Here is a 15,405-nt window from a genome sequence, read left to right on the forward strand (position 1 = left end):
GGGCGGCGAAATCACGCCTTGACGATCGCCGCGACCGGTCCGCCGCCGGACGGGCCCTGGTGCACCGCGGCCACCGACACGAACACGGCCGGGTCACCGGTCACCGACGCCGTCACCCCACCGACCGTCGCCTTGATCTGGCGGTGCCAGGAGACGTCGGAGTCGTCGAGCATGGCGTTGCGGCGCCCACGGACCTTGCCGTCCGGCGAGGCCTCGCACTTGAGGAACACGTTGACCAGGCGGTCGCCCAGGTCGGTGTGGTGCGGACGCTCGGGCAGTTCGAGGCCGGCGTCGCGGATCGCCGCCCAGATGCCGTCCTGGTCCAGCGCGTCCTTCATCACCGAGTGGCCGACCCGGTACGCACCGCCGTGGCCGCGGGCGTTGCCGACCACGACGATCTGCGCCCGGTCCAGCTCCACGCCCGACGAGCAGGAGGCGACGGCGCTGTACAGGGAGAGGTCACGCATGACCTGCTCCTGCGTCGGCATCTCGATCTCGCCGAGCGCCACCGCGATGCCCAGCGCCGTCGTGCCGTTGGAGACGTCCATGGAGCCGTGCGGCTCCTCCAGGATCGTCGTCTTTCCGCGCTGGTGGGCGTCGCGGATGGTGTCGATCGTCAGCAGCGGCGTCTTCGTCTGCACGTAGTGCACGTCGGCCGGGTCGGTGATGCCGGCGGCCTCCATCGCCTTCTTCACGCCCTCGGCGACCTTCTCCACCATCGCGACGCGGCCGATGTCCTCGGGCAGCAGGACGTCGCTCATCGCGTAGCCCACGGTCAGCCGCGGCTCGTCGGTCTTCTCGACCGCGTCCTCGGGCAGCGTGGCGAAGACCGTCGCGTGCGGGCTGATGACGCCGTCGGTGCCGCCGGACCACACGATCGGGATCTGCTTGACCTCGTCGGGCGAGCGCGTGCCCTTCTCGAGCAGCACCTCGCGGAAGGCGCGGTCGGCGATGATCCGCGTGTAGTCGTTGATCCCGCCGTTGCCCTCCGTCTTGCCGATGACGGCGACGACCCGGTCGGCCTCCATCACGCCGTCGTCGATGAGCTTGGCCAGCTCGGAGGCGTCACTGACGTTGTGCAGCGGGACCTTGCGGACCTCGATCGGAGCGGGCATCGCTCACTCTCTCCTTCGTCGTGGGATCAAGCTGTCGGCCCCCTGCCGGGTACCGCGACGAACTCGCGGTCGGTGAGGATGAGGGGTGTCTTTCAGCGGTAGGGGATCGCCGTGTACTTGGTGTCGAGGAACTCGCGGATGCCCTCGCTGGCGCCCTCCCGGCCGATACCGGACTGCTTGACGCCGCCGAACGGCGCCGCGGGATCGGACACGACCCCTCGGTTCAGACCCACCATCCCGGCGCGGAGCCGGCGGGAGACCGACAGGCCGCGGTCGAGGTCGCGCGTATACAGGTAGGCGATGAGGCCGAATTCGCTGTCGTTCGCCAGGGCGATGGCCTCGTCCGTGGTGGAGAAGCGCACGACCGGCGCGACCGGGCCGAAGATCTCGGTGCGGAGGATGTCGGCGTCCGGCTTCACGTCCGCGAGCACCGTCGCCTGAAAGTGGTAGCCGGGGAGGTCACCGGTCCCGCCGCCCGCGGTCACGGCAGCCCCCTGCGCCACCGCACCGGCCACCAGGTCGGCCACCTTGTCCCGGGTCGCGGCGTTCACGAGCGGTCCGAGCTCGACGTCCTCGTCCAGCCCGTTCCCGGATCGCACGGCCGACATCCGCGTCGACAGCTCGGCCACGAAGTCGTCGGCGATCGCATCGGCGACGTAGATGCGGTTGGCCGCCGTGCAGGCGGAGCCCCCGTTGCGGAGCTTGGCCACCATGAGCCCGTTGACGGCGTCGGCCAGGTCGGCGTCCTCGAGGACGACGAATGGCGCGTTGCCGCCCAGTTCCATGGACGGCCGAACGACGTTGTACGCCGCGGCGGCCAGCAGGACGCGCCCGACCTCGGTGGAGCCGGTGAACGACAGCGCGCGGATTCGGGGGTCGTGCAGGGCGTGGTCCACGACCGGACCCGACCGCTTCGTGCAGACCACGTTGAGCACGCCGCGCGGCAAGCCGGCCCGCTCGAGCAGGTCGACCAGCGCGAGGGCGGTGAGCGGCGTCTCCGCAGCCGGCTTCAGGACGGCCGTGCACCCCGCGGCGAGCGCGGGGGCGATCTTCCGGGTGGCCATGGCCGCCGGGTAGTTCCAGGGGGTCACCAGCAGGGCGACGCCCACCGGCTCCTCGGTGACCATGATCCAGTTCTGTCCGTTGGGGGATCGCCGCATGTCGCCCGGGATCCGGACCGCCTCCTCGGCGAACCAGCGGAAGAACTCCGCGGCGTACGCAACCTCGCTGCGGGCGTCACGGAGGGCCTTGCCATTCTCGCGAACGATCAGCCGGGCGAACGTCTCGGCCTCGGCGACCATGAGCTCCCAGGCGCGGCGGAGGATCTCCCCACGCTCCCGGGGCGGGAGCTCCGCCCAGCCTTGCTGGGCGCGCTCGGCGGCGCCGATGGCCGCGTCCATGTCCGCGATGCCGCCGTCGGCGACGTGCCCGATGACGTCGGTGGTCGCCGGGTCGACGACCGGGATGAGGTCTGCCGCGACGACCGGCTCCCGCCACGTGCCGTCGATGTACAGGCCGGTTTGCATCAGGTCTCCCGAGGTCAGAGGTTGCGCTTGATGTCGGTCAGGCTGTCGATGACCCGTCCGGGGTGCTGCTGGTCCTCCAGCAGCGAGACGATTTCCCACGCCAGCACGATGTCCTGCTCGGGTGAGCCGATGGACTTGTAGACGGTGCTGCCGGACGCGGGCGCCGCGCCGAGGTAGTCCCCGAGCAAGAGTGCCCGCGCCGGGTCGAGCCCACCGCCGAGGGCGTCCAGGGCGTCGCCGGACTCCTCGAGCACGTCCGGGGTGTCGATGACCAGGACGTCGGCCTTGGCCAGGACGTCGGCGTGGAGCTCCCGCTGATCGGGCATGGTGCTGCCGATGGACAGCACCAGCGGCACGCCCGCCAGGATCTCGAGGCCGGCCACCACCTTTCCTCCGGAGTTGGTGGCCAGGTATGCGGCATCGGCTCCGACTGCCGCCGCCGCGCCCTCCGCCACCGGGATCACCGGGATGCCCAGTTCGGCGGACATGCGGTCGGCGAAAGCCTGCCGGTTGACCTCGTTGCGGCTGCTTACCCGGGCCTCGGCGACGGGGAGTGCCGAAGCGAGCGCCCGCAGTCCGGCCTGCGCCTCCGCTCCCGAGCCGATGACCCCCACGGTGAGCGGCTCGGTGCGGCCGTCGTAGAAGGCGGTGGCCGCCGCGGTGGCCGCGGCCGCCGTGCGCAGGGTGGTGATGAGCGCGGCGTCCACGATGCCCAGGGGTCGCCCGTCCTCGGTGGAGAACAGGTGAATCGCGTAGCGCAGCGTGCCGCCCGGCGAGTAGTGGAACTCCTTGTAGCCGAACACGCCGATCGACGGCAGCGCCGCCCCGAGGATGCGCATCCAGCCGCCGGGCAGCCGGAAGTTCATCCGCCTGACCTCGGAGCCCGGCTCGCGGACCACCCGGGCGGCGGTGCGCGCCGCCCCAAGGGCCAGCCGGGAGCCGCCGAACCGCTCGACCTCCTCGGCGCTGACCACCCGGACGCGGGTGGTGTCCTGCTCGATCACTTGGCGATCCGGCCGCGGAAGAACTCGGTGTCCGGCTCGCCGGTCACCGGCAGGCCCGAGGCCACGGCGGCGGCCCGCAGGGTCTTCATCTGCCGGTCGGCCAGCCGCATGTGCGGCGGACGGACCGGGCCGCCGTTGAAGCCCTGCAGCCAGCCCTGGTACTTCCAGAGCAGCCGGTGCACGAACACCGTGCCGGCGTTCGCCTCCTTCATGAGCGAGCCCGTGGCCTGGCGCGCCGGGTGGATCCGCCAGTAGATGTCCATCGCCTCGTCGAAGCGGTTGGGCTGCTGCAGGAGGTCGAAGTACCGGGGCACCTCGGCGCCGAAGTACTCGTAGTTCGACGTCCCCATCCAGGGCATGCCGTACGTGGTGGTCCACGCCGGGGAGTTCATCTCCAACGGATCGGCCACGAGGACCCGGTCGGAGAAGCGACGGAACACCTCGGAGATGCCGGCGACGCCGGGCTCGGCCACCTCGTTCTTGATCGCAACCATGTCCGGCACGGTCTCGATCAGCTCGTCGAGCCAGGGCGCCGCGAAACCCGACGGGTGCAGCCGCTCGAAGTTCCACAGGTTCATCGCGAACACGATCAGACCCATGTGGCTGGCCTGCCCCAGGACGCGGGTGTACTCGACGACCTCGCTGCCGTCCTGGGGGTAGAAGCTCAGCGGGTAGGACGGCATCACCAGATCGACACCGGCCCGCGCGGCGTACTGGATGATCTCGACGTTCTCCTCGAGGGTGCCCGCGGCCGCCTGGAGCACCGTCACCATGTCGCCGCTCTCGGCGACTGAGATGTCGATGAACCGCCGGAGCTCGTCGGGCGTCGTCCCGCACTCGGCGACGATGAGGAACCCGGTGAACCCGAGCTCACGCTCCCGCTCGATGTCGTGGACGATCGCCTCCTCGTTGAGGCCGGACAGGTCCTGGGTGAACGACGGCATCACGCAGCCGGTCACGCCCCGCAGGTTCTCCAGGGCCCACGCACGGGCCTCACCTGGTTCGAACTTGGCCACCGAGGGCTCGCTTTCTCTTGTCGTTGACGCCGCCGGATTCGTCTCGGACGGCGCGATGGGATCAGTCTTCGAGGACTCGGATGGCTTGGACCGGGCAGGCGCGGACCGCTTCCTCGGCGGCGGCCTTGTCCTCGTCCTGGACCACGCCGCCGTTGCGGACAGCGGCGTAGCCGAAGTCGTCCAGCTCGAACACCTGGGGGGCGGCGTCGGCGCACAGTCCGTAGGCGTCGCACTTGGTCGAGTCGACTTGGACCTTCATGGGTTCTCCGTTCGGGGGTGGCTCGGTCACGGTGCGGGCACGCGGAACCGGGTGTCCGGGTCGGCCCGCTCGGCGGCAGCAGCACACTGCGCGCAAGGGACGGTGGCGTGCCGCTCGACGACGCCGGCGAACTGGGTGAGCAGGGTGCGCGCCAGGCAGGCGGCCCCGTCGAGGGTGGCGCAGGAGCCGCGGCCGGGCAGCGTCCTCGTCCAGCGTTCGAGGTTGGCGACGTCGGTGTCCTGCTGCGTGCCCAGACCGATCCTTTCCAGGGCCTGGTGCATCGCCGCGGTGCCCTTGAAGCAGGAGCCGCACTGGTGGGCGTTCTCCCGGTCGAAGAACGCCATGACGTCGGTCGCGACGTCCACCGGGCAGGCGCCGGGAAGGAAGATGAAGGATCCGCAACCGACCCCGGTACCCAGCCTGCGGAACCCGTCGAAGTCCAGGGGCGCGTCGAGCGCCACGTCCGGGAGGAAGCCCGAGAAGAAGCCGCCGGAGAGGACAGGCGTGCCGGGCGAGACGTCCAGCCCCAGTGCCTGGCGCGCAACCTCTCTCAGCGTCGTGCCCGCGGGTACCTCGGTGAGGACGACCTGGTCGGGATCCAGCAGCGTGAGCATGAGCAGGTCGACCGGCGGGTCCTGGTCGAGAGCCGCAGCGGTCCACAGCCGGCAGGCGCGGGCCAGCGTCTCCACGTTCATGACCGCCGTCGGCCGCTGCCCGACCCCGGACTCGAACGGGCGCGGCGGCTTCTGCGTGGGCAGCGCTGGACCACCGTCCAGCGCACGGACGACGGCGGACTCCTCACCGCTGACGTAGCCGCGGGGCGCAAGGAACACCTCGATCCCCAGAAGGCCCCGCTCGGCGATCGCGGCGAGGACCCGATCGCGGCCGAGCTCGTCGGAGACGTAGACGTAAGCCGCATCGGCGACCAGCGCACGTCGGACGATCTCCAGGCCCTCGAGGACGAGGTGGGGGCGGTGGCGGAGGAGGTAGCGGTCCTTGCAGCTGGCGGGCTCGCCCTCCTCACCGTTGGCCACTACCGCGACCGGGCCGTCCGGCCGGCGGGAAACGACGGCCTCGATCTTGCGCCATGCGGGGAACCCGGCCCCGCCGCGGCCGCGGAGGTCGGCACGGCGCAGCACGTCCACGAGGGCGGCGCTGTCGGGCGGCGCCACCTCGGGGTACTCCTGCCGGAAGTCCGGAAGGGTCTCGGCCTCGGGGCCGGGCGCCAGCAGCAGGCCGGCCCCGAGGGGGCTCCAGGGCAGGACGTCCGGCACGCCGTACCTCGGGCGCGGGACGGCGTGAAGGGCATCAGGCAACGGACAGCCCCCCGTCGGGACGCAGCACGTGGCCGGTGAGTCCGCGGCTCTGGCTCGTGAGCAGGTAGAGGTAGTGCGGCACCAGGTCCTCGGCGCTGAGGACGGTCCGAAGGGGGTTGATCGAACGGATCTGCTCCACCACGCTCTCGACGTCGCCGTAGACGGCCTTCTCCGCCTCGGCGCCCGGGGCGAGGCTGCTCAACCCGGTGGGCACACCTCCCGGGGCCACTGCGTTGACGCGGACGCGTGGGGCCAGCTGGGCGGCGAGCGAGCGCACGACGCCCAGGCCGGCGTGCTTGGACGCCGCGTACGCGACGCCGGCGCCGTTGCCCGACACGACGAACGAGGCATCGGAGAGCGTGAAGACCATCGTGCCGTCGGCACGCTCGACGGCGTCCGCGGCGGCGCACGCCCCCACCAGGTAGCCGACGACGTTCACGTCCAGGATGCGACGCGCCAGGTCGCGCATCTGGCCGGGGCTGAGGTCGCGTACCGTGGCCCCGCCGTCGTGGACGCCGGCGTTGCCCACGAACGCGTCCAGCCGGCCGAACTCCGCCACAGCGAGGTCCACCGCCCGCTGGTTGGCTTCGGGGTCGGTGACGTCACCGACCACGTGCAGGGACCGCCCGGACGTCCCCTCGACGGCCTGGGTCTCTGGCGCCGCGCCGTCCCGGTCGAGGGTCACGACGTGGCTGCCTCGCCGGAGAAGGGCCTGCCCCAGGGCTCGACCGATGCCGGAGGCCCCTCCGGTCAGGAGAACGACGCTGCCGGCGAGCTCGTCCTCGAAAGATGACTGCGGGTAGGCCACGGAACCCTCCACTCTGGGTGGCGTACGCATACGCGGCGTTTTCGGACAGTGTGTCCGCTATGTGGACGTGATGTTCGACTAGGCTGGCCCTCGTTGTCAAGCACTCGCGCCGCCGGGATGACGCCGCGAGGGAGGAGTGGGAGACATGAATTTGCATGGCGTCGACCTCAACTTGCTCGTGGCCCTCGACGCCCTGCTCGCGGAACGCAACGTCACGCGCGCCGCCGAGCGGCTGTCGATCGGCCAGCCCGCAATGAGCGCAGCCCTGAACCGGCTCCGGAAGCTATTCGACGACCCGCTCCTGTCACGGGTGGGCGGTGAACTGGTGCCGACGCCCCTGGCCGAGAGCTTGGTCCGACCGGTGCAGGAGGCTATCGCCGCGATTCAGTCGGTGCTCGGCGTCCGTGGCACCTTCGATCCTCGCGTCGATCACCGAACGTTCACCGTCGTGGCCAGCGACTACGTCGGCCTCGTGTTGCTGCGGCACCTCGTCCGGCGGATGGCATCCGCCGCGCCTCGCGTCCGACTGGTCGTGCGACCGGTGCTGTCCGACTTCGTCGCGGACCTCCGGCGGGATCAGATCGACCTCGCGCTCGTCCCCCAGGAACTCATGCCCGAGCGACTCGAACTGCCCCACGAGGAGCTCTTCCGCGATCGATACGTCTGTGCGGTGGACGCCGGCAACACGGCGATCGGCGAGTCGCTGAGCCTCGAGGAGTTCACCCGCCATCCCCATCTCGCCAGCAGCGGCCACCCGCTGCCGGCGCTGGGCCAGCGCCAGATCGGTTCCCTCGGTCTGTTCCCGGCCGCGGAGGTCAGCACCCAGACTTCCCTGCTCGCCCCGTTCCTGCTGGCCGGGACCGATCTGATCACCCTCGTGCTTGAGCGGCTCGGCCGACAGCTGCAGGACGTCGCCGGCATCCGTCTCGTGGAGCCGCCCGTCCCACTCCAGACAATCACCGAGGCCATGTACTGGCATCCGCGTCGCGCCGACGAACGCGGCCACCGGTGGCTCCGCGAACAGGTGAAGCAGGCTGCACTGGAGGTCTGACGCCCGCCGTCCCGGGCCTCCCGCACTGCGTCATCGACCGGGTCGATGGGCCCCATCACCACGGGTTCCTGGCGTCGCAGACCTCGCCCTGCCTACCGTCAGCGCACGGACACGAGGAGGAATCGCGACGTGAGCGCCGAACCGACGACCCCCATCACCCATTTGCGATACGTGGGCATCGCCGCGCCCGACTTCGAGAGGGCCACTGAGTTCTACCGGACGGCCTGGGGCCTGGAGCAGGTCGCCGAGGACGGCGGGATCGCCTTCTTCGGCAGCCCGGCAGCCCCCGAGAACTACCTCCTGCGGGTGCGCAAGGACTCGGCGAAGCGGATGGACGTCGTCGCCTTCGGGGTGCGCCAGGCGTCGGACGTCGACGCGCTCGCCGAGCGCCTGGGGCAGGCGGGCGTCCGCATCGACCGGGAGCCCGGCAAGCTGGACACCCCCGGCGGCGGTCACGGCTTCCGTTTCTGGGACCTCGACGGCCGGCTGATCGAAATCTCCAGTGACGTGGCCGAGCGGACCGCCCGAGAGCTGGAACCCAAGGAGTCCATCCCCCGCAAGCTCAGCCACGTCGTCTTCAACTCCACCGACGCGCCGGCCACGCTGGCGTTCTACGAGAAGCACCTGGGCCTGCGGCTGACGGACTGGCTCGCCGACCGGCTGTGCTTCCTGCGCAGCGGGGTCGACCACCACATCCTGGCGATCGCCCAGGCGCCGCACGTGGCCCTCAACCACGTCTCCTTCGAGATGCGCGGCCTCGACGAGTACATGCGCGGTACCGGGCGGCTGGTGCGCGACGGTCATCGGCTGCTCTGGGGTCCGGGCCGGCACGGTCCGGGCGACAACACGTTCTCGTACTTCTACGACCCGTTCGGCAACGTCATGGAGTACACGACGGAGCTGGAGCAGATCCCGGACGAGAAGACCTGGGAGCCCCGGGTGTTCGAGCTGACCCCGGAGAACTCCGACCAGTGGGGCACCTCGAACTCCATCAACGAGGTCTTCATCCCCGCGCAGTTCAATGACCCCGACCAGGGCCTCTGGACGCCGTCCCCGGTCTGACCCCGCGCCCCGCGGCGGGCCGGACCGAGCCGATCGGTCCGGCCCGTCGCCGTCAGGCCTGGCGGGTGTGCGCGACGTGCAACTCGCGCACGCAGACGTCCTGCGGCAGGTCGCAGGCCAGCCCGACCACCTCGGCCACCGCCTCGGGGTCCAGGGCGTGCCGGCGCCCGGCCAGATACCGGTCCCGCAGCTGCGCGTCGGTGGTCGAGTCGACCAGCGCGGTCTCCACCAGCCCCGGGGCGATCTCGATGACCCGAACCCCGTACGGGGCCGCCTCGAGCCGCAGCGCCTCGCACATCGCGTGCACCGCAGCCTTCGAGGCGCAGTAGGCGGACTCGTGGGCGAACACCTGCCGCGCACCCAGCGAGCTCACGACGACGATCGTCCCGCTCTGCCGTTCCAGCATGGCCGGGAGCACCTGCCGGGTCACGCCGACGACCGCCAGGACGTTGACCTCCAGTGTGGCGCGCCAGTCGTCGACCGGCTGGGAAGCCAGGTCGCCGAGCCGCAGCACGCCGGCGTTGTTGACCAGCGTCTCGACCGGTCCGAACCGGGCGGTCGCCGCGCCGAGCGCCTCCGCCACCGCGTCCTCGTCGCGCACGTCGACCGCCGCCAGCAGCGCACCGTCGAGGCCCAGCCGGGCCATCTCCTCCCGCCGACGGGCGAGCAGCAGCAGCGGACGCCCGGTGCGGTGCAGCCGCGTCGCGATCGCAGCACCCAGCCCGCCGCTCGCACCCGTGACGACGGCGAGCCCGCCGGTCACGCCCACAGCGTCGCCGGGTCGACCGGCGAGTAGAGCCGCGCGTCGGTCTCCCGCTCGTAGGCCTTCCCGTTCGGGTAGCTGATCAGCTCCAGCGGCTGGCCCCACGGCGCCAGGAAGAAGCAGAACTCCGCCTGCTCGGCGGCCTCCGGCTCGGGCAGCGGCTGCGGCCCGCCGAGCACCCGCACGCCCTGCTCCCGCAGGAAGGCCACGGCGACTGCCATGTCCTCCACGTAGAGAGCGATGTGCGCGCTGCCCCAGTCGCTGGTCCTCGGCACCCGCCGGACCTGATCGGGGGACTCGAACTCGAAGAGCTCCAGGTTCAGGTTGCGGGTTCGCAGCATGCGGATGAGCACGCACCGCGAGCGGGGATGCCGGTCGAAGTAGACCGACTGGTAGTCCCCGGTCTCGTCCACGTACGGACCGTGGTCGTAGAACTCGACGAAGCCGAGCAGGCCGGTGAAGAACCGGGTGGCCTCTTCGATGTCCGGCACGGTGAGGCCGACGTGGTCGACGCCGCGGTTGCCGGGCAGGCCTGGCGGGGCCGGGGCCGCCGGCAGCGCACCGCCGACGGCGGCCCCGGCGCTCACGCGCGCTCCGGCGTCGGGTCGAGCTCCTCCGCGGCTGCGGCGTCGACCGTCTCGTCGGAGGCCTGCATGGCGACCCCGACCAGCGCGGCCAGCGCCTCCGGGTCGAACCGGGTCAGCGCCTCCAGGACGGTGGCGTCGAGCAGCGCGGAGGTTCCCAGCTGGCCCGAGCTCACCTCCAGGCGGGTGCCCCGACCGTGCGGGCGGACGGTCAGCCGCACCGCGGCGAACTCGTTGCGGATCTCGGCGCTCTGCAGCGCTTCAGACATGGAGTAGCTTCTCTCAGTAGATGACGCTGGTCTGGCTGTCGTTGGGCAGCTCGGAGTCAAGGTAAACAGTCCGGTGCTGCAGCCGTAGCCCGTCCGGCGTCTCGACGATCACGTCGTGGCGCCCCGCGCTGGACAGCGAGGTGGCCTCGGGCAGCCGCGATCGCGCCACCAGCACGTTCGTGCCGACCGTCCAGCGGCCGTCCCTGGCGCCGGCATCGAGCACCCGCAGGTTGCTGACGAAGTGCCGGATGAACGCCGCCGGCCGCTCCGCCCAGGCGTAGTCGGAGTCGACGCGGGTGAACCGCATGGTGAGGAAGCTCTTCGACTCGTGGGCCAGGTAGATCCCATCGGCGTGCTGGGCCATCCCGGGATCCTCCCGGGACTGCGGGACCGGGACCTCGTAGACGAAGTCGTCGGTCAGCAGACCGAGCCAGTCCGTGTAGCGGCGCTCGTCCAGTGCCGCCGACTCCTCGACCAGGAAGTCCAGGAGCCGGGTACGCAGCCCGGTGTCGACGTCGATCACTGTGCAGCCTCTCCGTTCAGCTGGGCGAGGTACCGGCGGTAAAAGTTGCGCTGGTTGTGCTCGCTGAAGTCCTGGGACAGGACCGTGCACGGACCCGAGAAGGGGGGCTTGCCCGAGACCGGCTCGACGCCAACGCCCAAGTCGTAGTTCTGGGGGACGTCCGCGGCGGCGATACCGCCCAGGCCGGCGTCGATCCGGCGGAAGTTCTCGAGGTCGTCGGCCTCGAAGTACGACGACGCGCCGTGCTGGCGGACGGAGTACAGGTAGGACTTCTTCTTCCACTCCTCCGGGGCGTCCTTCGGCACCAGCGCCCAGTAGGTCACCTCGTGCGAGTGCGCATCCACCGGCATGACGGTGCGCACCTGGGTGAAGGCGGTCTGCCCCTCGGCGTCGGTGCCGAACGTGACCGGTGCAGTGGTGATGAACGGCATGTTGGGGAAGACCGTGCCGTGGATGACCGAGCTAGCGGCACGGAAGGCCATCGCGTCGGGCAGGTCCGCGGGCCGGGCGCCGTCCAGCAGGCCGTCGGGGTAGCCGAAGACGATGTCGGACAGCGACTCGTCGTCGACGTACTGAGCCCGAACCCCGTGGCCCTCCGGCGCGGAGATGCAGAAGCCCTTCACCGCACCCGCCTGCGTCCCCATGACGCCCAGCTCGAACATCGTGCGGTGCGCGATGCGCAGGTGATAGCCGTCGCCGATGAAGTTCTCCGCGTGGATCTTCCAGTTGCCCTTGACGATCACGCGGTGAGCACCGCCGTAGACCTCCATGCCGCCGGGGAAGAACCCGAACACCCGGTCGAGGTACCAGCGGAAGTCGCCCAGGAATTCGTCGAGGGACGGACCCTCGTGATCGAATGTCGCGTACACCAGGCCGTGCACGGCGCCGACGCGAGCCTTGCGCAGCCCGAGGGTCTTCAGGTCCAGGTCCGGCCCGTACACCGCTCGGCGGCCTGGGACCCCCCGCAGCTGCCCGTCGTTGCCGAAGGTCCAGCCGTGGTAGCCGCAGCGGAAGTTCGCCGAGTTGCCGAAGGCGGCCTTGCAGACCTGCGTACCGCGGTGGGTGCACGAGTTGTGCAGGACGTGCAGTTCCCCGGACTCGCTGCGGGTCAGGATCACCGGGTCCACGCCCATGCGGCGGGTCACGTAGTCGCCCGGCTGGGGTACCTCGGACTCGAAGCCCACGAGCAGCCAGGACTTGGCGAAGACCGTCGCCAGCTCCTGCCTCAGGACCTCCTCGTCGGTGTAGAGGCGTCGTGTCACCGACGGCCGTGCTGTGGTGTCCTCGATCGTCATCGGTCGTTCTCCTCCCTGGTGGGCGCCGCGGCGTTCCGGTCACCGGCGGCGTAGCACGCTGCGTAGATCTCGTCGATGTGGTCCAGTCCCGCCGGCAGTTCGCCCACCAGGGCGCCCCGCCGCATGACCAGCACGCGGTCCGCGCACTCGGCCACCTCTTCGGCGTCGGACGACACGTACAGGACGCCGAGCCCCTCGTCCACGAGGTCACGGACACGGCGCAGGAGCGCCCGCCGGGTGTTCTCGTCGACACCCTGGGTCGGCTCGTGCAGGACGAGCACTCGTGGGTCGTGCTCCAGCACGCGGGCGAACAGCACCTTCTGCTGGTTGCCCCCGCTGAGCGCGGACATCGGCAGCTCGGGGTCCGGCGGCATCACCGCGTAATCCGCACAGATGTCGCGCGCCCACGCCTTCTCCCGCTGGACCCGCAGCACACCCCCGGTGCGGTGCGACGCCCGGCTCGCCGGCGACAGGTTCTCCCGCACCGAGGCGCGGGGGACGATGCCTTGGCGGAGCCGGTCGGCGGGCAGCACCCCCAGTCCGCTCTGCTGCGCTTCCCGGACGCTCCGGCCGGTGTACGGCTCGCCGGCCACGCCGATGCTGCCCACCGAGCGCTTGGTGACCCCGCACAGCAGGTACGGCACCTCGTCGTGCCCGGCACCCGCGGCTCCGGTGAGCCCCACGATCTCGCCGGGACGGACCGCGAAGTCGAGGTCGTGGACGGCGGCTCCGGTCAACGATCGGACGGTCAGCACCTCGTCCCCGATGGAAGCCTGGCGACCGCTGGGGCCGACCTTCGGCGGCACCTTCCCGCCGCCGATCAGCCGGAGGAGGTCGTCCTCGGTGACCCCGGCGACGTCGACGGTGTCGACCACCCGCCCGCTGGCCAGCACCGTCGCGCGGTCGGCATCGGCCAAGACCTCCGACATGTGGTGGGTGACGAGCAGGACCCCGCCGCCGTGCGCGGCGACGGCGCGGGCTGCGGAGAGCACCTTCTCCGCATCCGGCCCGCGCAGCGCGGCGGTGGCCTCGTCGAGCACCAGCAGATCGAGGCCTTCGACCCCGCCGCTGGCCTTCAGCGCCCGCGCGATCGCGGTGATCGCCTTGTCCGCCGGCGAGAGATCGGCCACGATGTCGTCGAGGCCGAAGTCTGCTCCGAGCGAGGTGAGGATCTCCGCCACCACCCGGCGCTCCTGCTTCCAGTTGATCATGCCGAGCCGGCGCTGGAAGCTGCCCATGCCGCAGTTCTCCACGACGGTGGCCGACCGGCACAGCCCGAGGTCCTGGTGCACGATGCCGACTCTCGCGCCCGCACCGTCGAGTCCGCCCATGGTGATGGAGCCGGAGTCGGCGGCCTGGAACCCGCTGATGATCTTCACGAGCGTCGACTTGCCGCAGCCGTTGTGGCCCAGTAGAGCGTGCACCTCACCGCGACGCACCTCGAAGGTGACGTCGCGCAGTGCGTGGGTGGCGCCGAACTGCTTGCCGACCCCGCGGACTAGCAGCGGCGGTGCGGCGGGGCTCGCGACAGCGGCGGTCATCGGGTCAGCCCCCTCATGCCAGGCCCCACAGCGCCAGGTACCCGTCGCGGTACTCGGTGCCGAAGAGCGCCTCGTTCACCGCCATCTGTGAGCTGGTGTCAAGGTCCTGGACGTCATCCGTGGTGACGTAACGGACCGGCAGGACCGGGTCCGCCGGATCCATGCCCAGCATGCCCCGCAGTGCCTGGTCCACGGCGGCCCAAGCCGCCCAGTCGTTGTTCTGCGCGACGTTGGCGACGGCGATGTCCCCTTCTGCCACCAGGTCGAGCGCGGCCGCCGTGCCGTTGAAGGAGGCCATGTCGACCTGGTCGACGGCACCCGCCTGCCGCACACCGGTGCTGGCGAACAGCGTCATCGCATCGTAGATCGGCAGCATGAAGTTGAGGTCCGGGTTGCTCCGCACGACCGAGGCCGCCTGACCGGGCAGTTCGGTGGACCAGTCCACCAGTGCGGTATCCGTCTCGGTGTACTCGCAGTCCTCGCACTCGTCGAGGATTTCGGTCATCCCGCCCACGAGGACCGGGGCGACGGTCAGCTCCGAGGTGTTCATGATGGCGACATTGGCCGCGCCGTCGGTCTCCACGACGGCGGTGGCACCAAGCAACCGGCCCACCAGGTCGCTGTCCGGAGCGACGTTGCCGTACACATTGGGATCGGACCCCTGCCCCGGCACCCCCGCCTCCGGGGGCGTGTTGATGACGTCGACGACTGGTATCCCGGCCTCGGCCGCGGCCGCGATCTGGTCGGCGATGATCTGCACCGGCAGTCCGACGCTGATGATCGCGTCCACCCCGCTGTTGATCGCCTGCGTCATGCCCTGGTTCACCAGTGTCGGGTTCCCCTGGCCGTCGAACACCGTCGTCTGCAACCCGATCTGCTCGGCAACATCCTGAGCACTGTCGGTCACCTCGGTCAGTGCGGGCACCCGCAGGTCGATCGCGATCAGCGCGATGGTCCGACCCTCCAGCTGCGTGGCGTCGAACGCCGGGCCGGGCTCGCCGAACTCCGGCTGGCCCGAGTACTCGTCCAGGAGCCCCTGCATCTCCTCGACCAGAGCGGAGGCATCGCCGCCACCGCCCTCACCACCCGGCTCCTCCGCATCGGCGCAGGCGGTGAGCAGCAGAGCCGTCGCGGCGGTCGCCCCGACGATCGCTCGGCGGGAGGCACCGAGGCGTCGACGCGGGGGGCGACTGGGCAGGAATGACTGGAGCGACATGGGTGCCTCCTGGGGCTGGGAGAGGGAGCGGTGCGTGAGCGGGTGGGGCGTCTCGGG

The 15,405-nt window shown here is 70.9% G+C and carries 16 protein-coding genes; 2 read left to right on the plus strand and 14 right to left on the minus strand.

Annotated elements, in window-relative coordinates; genetic code table 11:
• Positions 1-11: 11 nt before the first annotated feature.
• The 7 genes from BLASA_RS20795 to BLASA_RS20825 form a co-directional block, all read right to left on the minus strand.
• A complete protein-coding gene (locus tag BLASA_RS20795; protein WP_014378229.1) occupies positions 12-1,115 on the minus strand; it encodes a ring-opening amidohydrolase in 1,104 nt (367 codons plus the stop codon).
• A 92-nt stretch (positions 1,116-1,207) separates the two neighbouring features.
• The gene (locus BLASA_RS20800) at positions 1,208-2,641 is read right to left on the minus strand and encodes an NAD-dependent succinate-semialdehyde dehydrogenase (protein WP_014378230.1); all 1,434 of its coding nucleotides are present in this window, start codon (positions 2,639-2,641) and stop codon (positions 1,208-1,210) included.
• 14 nt (positions 2,642-2,655) lie between these two features.
• Entirely contained in the window at positions 2,656-3,645 is a 990-nt protein-coding gene (locus tag BLASA_RS20805; RefSeq protein WP_014378231.1) for an ornithine cyclodeaminase, read from the minus strand.
• On the minus strand, positions 3,642-4,661 hold the full coding sequence (locus BLASA_RS20810) for a dihydrodipicolinate synthase family protein (RefSeq protein WP_014378232.1): 1,020 nt from the start codon (positions 4,659-4,661) through the stop codon (positions 3,642-3,644). The genes BLASA_RS20805 and BLASA_RS20810 overlap by 4 nt, the downstream gene beginning before the upstream one ends.
• Before the next feature lie 61 nt (positions 4,662-4,722).
• Entirely contained in the window at positions 4,723-4,920 is a 198-nt protein-coding gene (locus BLASA_RS20815) for a ferredoxin (protein ID WP_014378233.1), read from the minus strand.
• Positions 4,921-4,946: 26 nt separating this feature from the next.
• On the minus strand, positions 4,947-6,194 hold the full coding sequence (locus BLASA_RS20820; RefSeq protein WP_014378234.1) for an NADH-ubiquinone oxidoreductase-F iron-sulfur binding region domain-containing protein: 1,248 nt from the start codon (positions 6,192-6,194) through the stop codon (positions 4,947-4,949).
• Between the two features lie 34 nt (positions 6,195-6,228).
• Positions 6,229-7,044 carry an SDR family oxidoreductase gene (locus tag BLASA_RS20825; RefSeq protein WP_014378235.1) on the minus strand — a complete coding sequence of 272 codons (816 nt, stop codon included), beginning with the start codon at positions 7,042-7,044 and terminating at the stop codon, positions 6,229-6,231.
• A 145-nt stretch (positions 7,045-7,189) separates the two neighbouring features.
• Between BLASA_RS20825 and BLASA_RS20830 the strand changes: the two genes are divergently transcribed.
• Together BLASA_RS20830 and BLASA_RS20835 are read left to right on the plus strand one after the other, a co-directional pair.
• The gene (locus tag BLASA_RS20830; protein ID WP_014378236.1) at positions 7,190-8,095 is read left to right on the plus strand and encodes a LysR family transcriptional regulator; all 906 of its coding nucleotides are present in this window, start codon (positions 7,190-7,192) and stop codon (positions 8,093-8,095) included.
• 129 nt (positions 8,096-8,224) lie between these two features.
• Positions 8,225-9,157, plus strand: a complete 933-nt coding sequence (locus BLASA_RS20835) for a VOC family protein (RefSeq protein ID WP_014378237.1) — start codon at positions 8,225-8,227, stop codon at positions 9,155-9,157.
• Between the two features lie 52 nt (positions 9,158-9,209).
• Here BLASA_RS20835 and BLASA_RS20840 read toward each other — a convergent pair whose 3' ends face one another.
• Genes BLASA_RS20840 through BLASA_RS20870 form a run of 7 tightly spaced genes read right to left on the minus strand, consistent with a single transcriptional unit; the run spans position 9,210 to position 15,348 of the window.
• Positions 9,210-9,920 carry an SDR family oxidoreductase gene (locus tag BLASA_RS20840; protein ID WP_014378238.1) on the minus strand — a complete coding sequence of 237 codons (711 nt, stop codon included), beginning with the start codon at positions 9,918-9,920 and terminating at the stop codon, positions 9,210-9,212.
• The gene (locus BLASA_RS20845; protein WP_014378239.1) at positions 9,917-10,507 is read right to left on the minus strand and encodes a VOC family protein; all 591 of its coding nucleotides are present in this window, start codon (positions 10,505-10,507) and stop codon (positions 9,917-9,919) included. The genes BLASA_RS20840 and BLASA_RS20845 overlap by 4 nt, the downstream gene beginning before the upstream one ends.
• Complete coding sequence (locus BLASA_RS20850) at positions 10,504-10,773, minus strand: hypothetical protein (protein WP_014378240.1); 270 nt, start codon at positions 10,771-10,773, stop codon at positions 10,504-10,506. Before BLASA_RS20850 ends, BLASA_RS20845 begins: the two co-directional genes overlap by 4 nt.
• Positions 10,774-10,786: 13 nt before the next feature.
• Complete coding sequence (locus BLASA_RS20855) at positions 10,787-11,296, minus strand: aromatic-ring-hydroxylating dioxygenase subunit beta (RefSeq protein ID WP_014378241.1); 510 nt, start codon at positions 11,294-11,296, stop codon at positions 10,787-10,789.
• The gene (locus BLASA_RS20860) at positions 11,293-12,591 is read right to left on the minus strand and encodes an aromatic ring-hydroxylating oxygenase subunit alpha (protein WP_014378242.1); all 1,299 of its coding nucleotides are present in this window, start codon (positions 12,589-12,591) and stop codon (positions 11,293-11,295) included. Before BLASA_RS20860 ends, BLASA_RS20855 begins: the two co-directional genes overlap by 4 nt.
• Positions 12,588-14,132 (minus strand): sugar ABC transporter ATP-binding protein, encoded by a 1,545-nt coding sequence (locus BLASA_RS20865; protein WP_014378243.1) that lies wholly within the window; start codon positions 14,130-14,132, stop codon positions 12,588-12,590. The genes BLASA_RS20860 and BLASA_RS20865 overlap by 4 nt, the downstream gene beginning before the upstream one ends.
• A 13-nt stretch (positions 14,133-14,145) precedes the next feature.
• Positions 14,146-15,348 (minus strand): sugar ABC transporter substrate-binding protein, encoded by a 1,203-nt coding sequence (locus BLASA_RS20870; RefSeq protein ID WP_014378244.1) that lies wholly within the window; start codon positions 15,346-15,348, stop codon positions 14,146-14,148.
• Between the last annotated feature and the right edge of the window lie 57 nt (positions 15,349-15,405).

The organism is Blastococcus saxobsidens DD2, from assembly GCF_000284015.1.
Lineage (GTDB): Bacteria > Actinomycetota > Actinomycetes > Mycobacteriales > Geodermatophilaceae > Blastococcus > Blastococcus saxobsidens_A.

Coding starts and splice junctions, on each gene's coding strand:
- BLASA_RS20865 (WP_014378243.1), bottom strand. CDS start 14,132: ATGACCGCCGCTGTCGCGAGCCCCGCCGCACCGCCGCTGCTAGTCCGC.
- BLASA_RS20815 (WP_014378233.1), bottom strand. CDS start 4,920: ATGAAGGTCCAAGTCGACTCGACCAAGTGCGACGCCTACGGACTGTGC.
- BLASA_RS20830 (WP_014378236.1), top strand. CDS start 7,190: ATGAATTTGCATGGCGTCGACCTCAACTTGCTCGTGGCCCTCGACGCC.
- BLASA_RS20860 (WP_014378242.1), bottom strand. CDS start 12,591: ATGACGATCGAGGACACCACAGCACGGCCGTCGGTGACACGACGCCTC.
- BLASA_RS20795 (WP_014378229.1), bottom strand. CDS start 1,115: ATGCCCGCTCCGATCGAGGTCCGCAAGGTCCCGCTGCACAACGTCAGT.
- BLASA_RS20800 (WP_014378230.1), bottom strand. CDS start 2,641: ATGCAAACCGGCCTGTACATCGACGGCACGTGGCGGGAGCCGGTCGTC.
- BLASA_RS20850 (WP_014378240.1), bottom strand. CDS start 10,773: ATGTCTGAAGCGCTGCAGAGCGCCGAGATCCGCAACGAGTTCGCCGCG.
- BLASA_RS20870 (WP_014378244.1), bottom strand. CDS start 15,348: ATGTCGCTCCAGTCATTCCTGCCCAGTCGCCCCCCGCGTCGACGCCTC.